Source organism: Natronococcus amylolyticus DSM 10524 (genome assembly GCF_000337675.1).
Lineage (GTDB): Archaea > Halobacteriota > Halobacteria > Halobacteriales > Natrialbaceae > Natronococcus > Natronococcus amylolyticus.
This window is the reverse complement of the sequence record NZ_AOIB01000012.1, coordinates 1-6344: the sequence shown is the minus strand read 5'-3', so window position 1 is coordinate 6344 and position 6344 is coordinate 1. Positions and strand designations below refer to the sequence as shown.

Genomic DNA, 6344 nt, shown 5'->3' with positions numbered 1-6344 from the left:
GTCCGAGCGTGGTCATACTCGAGCGGTCGGGTGGGGAGTTCAAAGAGGTACCGTTCTCGGCGGACGTCGCGGCTCTTTTGCCCAGGACGAGCCATCGCCGCGAACTGAAGCGGGCAGTCGGTCGCCGTTCGCCGGAGTACTCACGAACGTGCCGATCGCGGCCGTTCCCAGCCGAAGAAATCGGCAGCATTGAGAATACTTAAGCGACGGCCCGTCCAACTCACGGCCGATGACGACGCTACGGACGCCGGGGCCGACCCTCGGCGTGGTCGGTGGCGGACAGCTCGGACGAATGCTCGCCGAGGCGGCCGCGCCGCTTGGCGTCGAGGTCGTCGTACTCGATCCGACGCCGGACTGTCCGGCCGCGCTCGTCGCGCGCGATCAGATCGTCGCCGAGTTCGACGACGAGGCCGGTATTCGGGAGCTCGCCGCGCGAGCCGACGTCCTCACCTTCGAGATCGAACTGGCCGACCAGGACGTCCTCGAGCGGGTCAGCGAGGAGTCGGGAACCCCCGTCCACCCCGATCCCGCGACCCTCGAGACGATCCACGACAAGCTCGTCCAGAAACGGGCCCTCGAGGACGCGGGCGTTCCCGTCCCGCCGTTCCGGGCGGTCGAGGACGCCGACGATATCCGCGAAGCGATCGACGACTACGGAGCACCTGTCATGCTGAAGGCCCGGACTGGCGGGTACGACGGCCGCGGGAACGTCCCCGTCGAGTCGAAAGCCGACGCGGCCGAGGCCCTCGAGTCGGTCGCCGGCCCCGCGATGGTCGAATCGTTCGTCGACTTCGAACGGGAGATCTCGGTGATCGCGGTCAAGGGGGATGGCGAGACCGCAGCGTTTCCGATCGGGGAGAACGTTCACAAGGACGAGATCCTCCGCGAGACGATCGTTCCCGCCGGCTCGAGCGAGGCCGTCGAACAACGGGCCCTCGAGGTCGCCGAGGACGTCCTCGAGGTGATGGACGGACGGGGCGTGTACGGAATCGAGCTGTTCGAGACGAGCGAGGCGCTACGCGCCTCTGAGGACTCGAGCGGCGGCGACGTCCTGCTCAACGAGATTGCCCCCCGCCCGCACAACTCAGGACACTGGACGATCGAGGGCGCTCAGAGCTCGCAGTTCGAACAGCACGCTCGAGCCGTGCTGGGCTGGCCGCTAGCGGCGACCGACCTGCGCTCGCCGACCGTCTCGGTGAACCTGCTCGGCGACGTCGAGGAGTCGCGAGACGCCGAACTTCGAAACCTCGACCGAATCCTCGAGACGCCCGCGGCGAATCTCCACTGGTACGGCAAGCGACAGGTTCGGCCGCTGCGGAAGATGGGTCACGTCACGATCGCCGGCCGCGAGGGCGAGACGACCGACGAGCTACTCGAGACGGCCCGGGAGCTCGAGCGATCCGTTACGTTCACCGCGGAGTAACGAGCGAACGGGAAGTGACGGACGGGCCAGCACAATATGTGGTCGTTTCGATATGACGAGCGCGTTCCGTCTGGGGTTCACGGCGAATGTATCTCCGACCCGACGCCGACGAAACGTACCGTTTCTTTGTCGGCGGGTCGTAGTCTCGACTCATGCCCGCCAACTCGGTTTCGGAACTGATCGACCGCCTGCACCGCGAGGCCGAACTGGACCTGCCCGACGCCGAGACCCCCGATGTCGGCATTGTGATGGGCAGCGACTCCGACCTCGAGGTGATGTCCACCGGCGGGCGGCGTCGTGGCGCTTACGACGCCCTCGTCGACGAACTCGGCTTCGAGGAACAGACCGACTACGAGGACCCGCCCGAGGCCCGGTTTACGTTCGAGACGTACGTCACTTCCGCCCACCGCACGCCGGAACTGATGACCGCCTACGCCGAGACGGCCGAGGACCGCGGGCTCGAGGTGCTCATCGCCGGCGCGGGCGGGAAGTCCGCGGACCTGCCGAACATGACCGCCTCGATCGCCTACCCGCTGCCGGTGATCGGCGTCCCGGTCCAGGAGAAGTCCGTCGACAGCGTCATCGGGATGCCGACGGGTGCGCCGCTGGTTGCTGTCGATGCCGGGAAATCGTTCAACGCCGCGCTGTCAGCAGCCCAGATCCTCGCTCGTCAGCACGAGCCGGTTCGGGAGCGGCTCCTCGAGTACCACGAGGGACTTCGAGCGGAGGTCGGCGAGGTCTCCCGGCGGCTCCACGACGACGGCACCGCGCGCTTCTCGAGCGAGTAGCCGACCCACGGCGTCCCCAGTGGAGCCAGCGCGCGTATCCCCGTGGGGGCTATCGATTCGGGGCCGTCCCACGCAGGGATCGCGGATTCTTTCGGTGATGAACGGGTCAGGGGTTGTGCTGACGATCGTTCGGTCGGCTCCTCGAGCGACGAAAACGGATGCTGATGCTCCTACCGGCCGAAACAGCAAGAATCAACCCTTATATGCGTGGGCTCTGAAGCTTCGAACGTTACCGAGATGAATGACTGGATCGCTATCGGCGCGCTCGCGCTCGTGGGACTGCTGATACCGTTCGGGATGATGGCGGTATCGTACCTCCTGCGGCCGAGTGTCCCCGAAACGAGCAAACGTGCCACCTACGAGAGTGGCGAGGTGCCGACCGGCGGGACGCGCATCCGATTCAACATCCAGTACTACATGGTTGCGCTTCTGTTTCTCGTCTTCGACATCGAAACCGTCCTGTTGTTTCCGTGGGCGGTTGTCTACCAAGATGCGCTCGCGGCCGAGGAGTACGGCCTCGTCCACGCCCTCGGTCCGATGCTGGCGTTCGTGGCCATCCTGCTGATCGGGTTCGCCTGGGCGTGGCGCACCGGCGCCGTTCAGTGGGCGCGAACGCCAGAGCAGGTGGAGGCCGGAGCTGATCGATAATGAGTAGTGACAAACCACGCCAAGAGATCTACGACAGTACCGCCCCGTCGACCGACACTCGAGAGGCGCGGATGGGTGCCGGCCCCGACGATCGATTCAACTCGAAGCTTCGGGAGGCGTTCGGTGCGTCGCCGTTCATCCTCACGAAGTTCGACCAGTTCATGAACTGGGTTCGGGGGAACTCGATGTTCATGCTGCAGTTCGGGATCGCCTGCTGTAGTATCGAGATGATTCACACGTACGCGATCAAACACGACCTCGACCGCTTCGGTGCGGGTGTCCCTCGAGCCTCGCCGCGACAGGCCGACGTGATGATCGTCCCCGGAACGATCGTCTCGAAGTTCGGCCCGCGGATGAAGCGGGTCTACGACCAGATGCCCGAGCCCAAGTTCGTCGTCGGAATGGGATCGTGTACGATCTCCGGGGGGCCGTTCCAGGAGGGGTACAACGTCGTCAAGGGCGCCGAGGAGATCATCCCCGTCGACATCCACGTCCCCGGCTGTCCGCCCCGACCAGAGGCGCTGATCTACGGCGTCGCCAAGCTTCAGGAACGAATTCGCAACGGCGAGACCTCGCCCGTCGTGGTCAAACCGTACGAACTCGAGCAGTTCGGCGACCTGCCGAAGGACGAACTTATACAGAAACTCGCCGACGACATCGACGAGGAGGACCTCGTCATGCGGTACAACTGGGCTGATTCGCCATGAGCACGGAACTCGAACGCAACCAACAGGAGATCGGCGTCGAGGTCACCGAGGACGAACTCGAGGCGCTGATTGGCGACCGCGCGCTCAGACGTGACGACCACCTCAACGCGCCGGGCTTTGTCATCCGGCCGGACGACGTTCAGGACGTCCTGTTCGATCTCCGGGACGAGGCGGGGTTCGACCATCTCTCCTGTCTGACCGCCCAGCAGTACGAGGACCGCTACGAGTCGATCTACCACATGAAGAAGTACGCCGACCCGACTCAGGAGGTGTCGATCGTCGTTCCGACGTCGGTCGATAACCCGGTCAGCCAGTCGGCAGAACCCGTCTTCCGCACCGCCGACTGGCACGAGCGGGAGGCGTTCGACCTGGTGGGGATCGACTACGAGGGCCACCCGGACCCGCGCCGGATCCTCCTGCCCGAAACCTGGCAGGGTCATCCCCTCTCGAAGGACTACGACCAGGAGCAGCCACAGGTCGTCACTCTCGCCGAGCACGCCAACCCGATCCAGCCGGATCACCACGACGAGGAGTCGGACACGATGTTCCTCAACATCGGTCCCCATCACCCGGCGACTCACGGCGTCCTCCACGTCAAGACGGTGCTCGACGGCGAGACTGTCGTCGACATCGACCCCGACATCGGTTACCTCCACCGCTGCGAGGAGCAGATGTGCCAGCAGGGAACCTACCGCCACCAGATCATGCCCTACCCGGACCGATGGGACTACGTCTCGGCTGGCCTGCTCAACGAGTGGGCCTACGCCCGGACCGCGGAGGATCTGGCCGACATCGAGGTCCCCGAGTACGCCCAGATCATCCGGACGATGGGCGCGGAACTCTGCCGGATCGCCTCGCACTTCTTGGCGCTCGGAACCTTCTGTCTGGACGTCTACGGCGACTTCAACGCCGTCTTCCAGTACTCGTTCCGCGACCGGGAGGTCGTCCAGGACATCCTGGAGGACCTGACCGGTCAGCGGCTGATGTTCAACTACTTCCGGCTCGGCGGGGTCGCCTGGGACCTGCCCGAACCCCGCGACGAGTTCATCGAGAAGACCCGGGACTTCCTCGACGAACTCCCGGCGAAGATCTCCGAGTACAACGACCTCGTGACGGGCAACGAGATATTCCAGGTTCGGTGTAACAACACGGGCGTCCTCGACCCCGACCTCGCCAAGTCCTACGGCTGTACGGGGCCCGTCGCCCGCGCATCGGGGATTGACTACGACCTTCGGCGAGACGACCCCTACGGCTACTACGAGAACCTCGAGTGGGACGTCATTACTCGCCAGGGCTGTGACAACTACGCTCGCGTCCTCTGTCGGATGGAGGAGGTCGAGGAGTCCGCGAAGATCATCGAACAGTGTCTCGACCTGCTCGAGGACTGGCCCGAGGACGACCGCGAGATCCAGGCAAACGTCCCCCGAACGCTCAAGCCGGATCCGGACACTGAGATCTACCGGGCCGTCGAGGGTGCGAAGGGTGAGCTCGGGATCTACATTCGGTCGGATGGGACCGACAAACCCGCCCGATTCAAGATCCGCAGTCCGTGTTTCCACAATCTCTCGTCGCTCGGAGAGATCAGCGAGGGTGACTTCATTCCGGACCTGATCGCCTCGCTGGGCAGCCTCGACATCGTTCTCGGAGAGGTGGATCGATGATCGAGGGGACGCTCCTTCAGGCCGGTGATACGGTCTTGCTTCCCGAGCGGATCGGCGATCTGACCGGGCTCGACCAGTTCGGCCTCGCCGGAGAGCTGCTCGCGGCGTTTCTCGCCGCGTTCATCGTCGGCAACCTGATGCTGGCGATGACCGGCGTCGCCGGCCCGTGGGCGAAACGGAAGATCACCGCCGCGTTCACGGACCGGATCGCCGTCAACCGACTGGGGCCCGCCGGGCTGTTGATCATCGTGGCCGACTCCGTTCGGCTGCTCTCGAAGGAGAACATCATCCCCGAGAACGCCGACCGACCGGCCTACGACCTCGCGCCGATCGTCGTCGCGTCCTCGGCGCTGCTCGGCTTCGCGGTTATTCCGATGGGGAGCGGTATCCACCTCGCCGACCCCGAGGTCGGCCTGGTGTTCGTCTTTGCAGTCGCCGGCATCGCGAGTCTCGGCCTGGTGATGGCCGGCTACTCGTCGGCGAACAAGTACTCGATGCTCGGCGGCCTGCGGGCGGTCGCACAGAACGTCGCCTACGAGATCCCGCTCGTCGTCACCGGGATGTCGGTCGTTATCTTCACCGGTAGCCTGCAGATGAGCGAGATCGTCGCCGTCCAGAACCAGCCGCTGGTCGATTTCGGCCTGTTCGCAATTCCGGCCTGGTTCGCGATCGTCAACCCGTTCGCGTTCGTTCTCTTCCTGCTCGCGAACTTCGCGGAGGTCGGCCGTAACCCGTTCGACACGCCGGAGGCGCCGACCGAGATCGTCGCCGGCTACCAGACCGAGTACTCCTCGGTGTACTTCGTGCTGATCTACCTCGGCGAGTTCCTCCACATCTTCCTGGGCGGGGCGATCATCGCGACGATCTTCCTCGGCGGCCCCGCCGGACCCGGTCCCGAGGCGCTCGGGATCGTCTGGTTTATCATCAAAATCTGGGGCGTCTTCCTGCTGACCCAGTGGATGCGGTCGGCGGTGCCGCGAGTTCGAGTCGACCAGCTGATCGAGATCGGCTGGAAGGGACTGCTCGTCCTTTCGTTTGCGAATCTCATCTTGACCGCGATAATCGTGGGGATCATCCAATGATCGGGATACTCAAATCGATGGCAACGACGATGAAA

General features: G+C 64.7%; 7 protein-coding genes. All 7 read left to right on the top strand.

Annotated features, from left to right (window positions below; translation table 11 throughout):
• The coding region (locus tag C491_RS23545) for a hypothetical protein (protein WP_206537563.1) at window positions 1–203 on the top strand (203 nt) is incomplete at its 5' end.
• Between the two features lie 26 nt (window positions 204–229).
• Window positions 230–1423 carry a 5-(carboxyamino)imidazole ribonucleotide synthase gene (locus tag C491_RS02100; protein WP_005553436.1) on the top strand — a complete coding sequence of 398 codons (1194 nt, stop codon included), beginning with the start codon at window positions 230–232 and terminating at the stop codon, window positions 1421–1423.
• A 152-nt stretch (window positions 1424–1575) separates the two neighbouring features.
• Window positions 1576–2211: an AIR carboxylase family protein gene (locus C491_RS02095; RefSeq protein WP_005553435.1), complete on the top strand. Its 636-nt coding sequence runs from the start codon at window positions 1576–1578 to the stop codon at window positions 2209–2211.
• A gap of 237 nt (window positions 2212–2448) precedes the next feature.
• Window positions 2449–2859 carry an NADH-quinone oxidoreductase subunit A gene (locus tag C491_RS02090; protein ID WP_005553434.1) on the top strand — a complete coding sequence of 137 codons (411 nt, stop codon included), beginning with the start codon at window positions 2449–2451 and terminating at the stop codon, window positions 2857–2859.
• Complete coding sequence (locus C491_RS02085; protein ID WP_005553433.1) at window positions 2859–3566, top strand: NADH-quinone oxidoreductase subunit B; 708 nt, start codon at window positions 2859–2861, stop codon at window positions 3564–3566. The genes C491_RS02090 and C491_RS02085 overlap by 1 nt, the downstream gene beginning before the upstream one ends.
• Window positions 3563–5227, top strand: coding sequence for an NADH-quinone oxidoreductase subunit D (locus C491_RS02080; protein ID WP_005553432.1), 1665 nt, complete (start codon window positions 3563–3565; stop codon window positions 5225–5227). The genes C491_RS02085 and C491_RS02080 overlap by 4 nt, the downstream gene beginning before the upstream one ends.
• Window positions 5224–6309 carry a complex I subunit 1/NuoH family protein gene (locus C491_RS02075; RefSeq protein ID WP_005553431.1) on the top strand — a complete coding sequence of 362 codons (1086 nt, stop codon included), beginning with the start codon at window positions 5224–5226 and terminating at the stop codon, window positions 6307–6309. Before C491_RS02080 ends, C491_RS02075 begins: the two co-directional genes overlap by 4 nt.
• The last annotated feature ends 35 nt before the right edge of the window (window positions 6310–6344 follow it).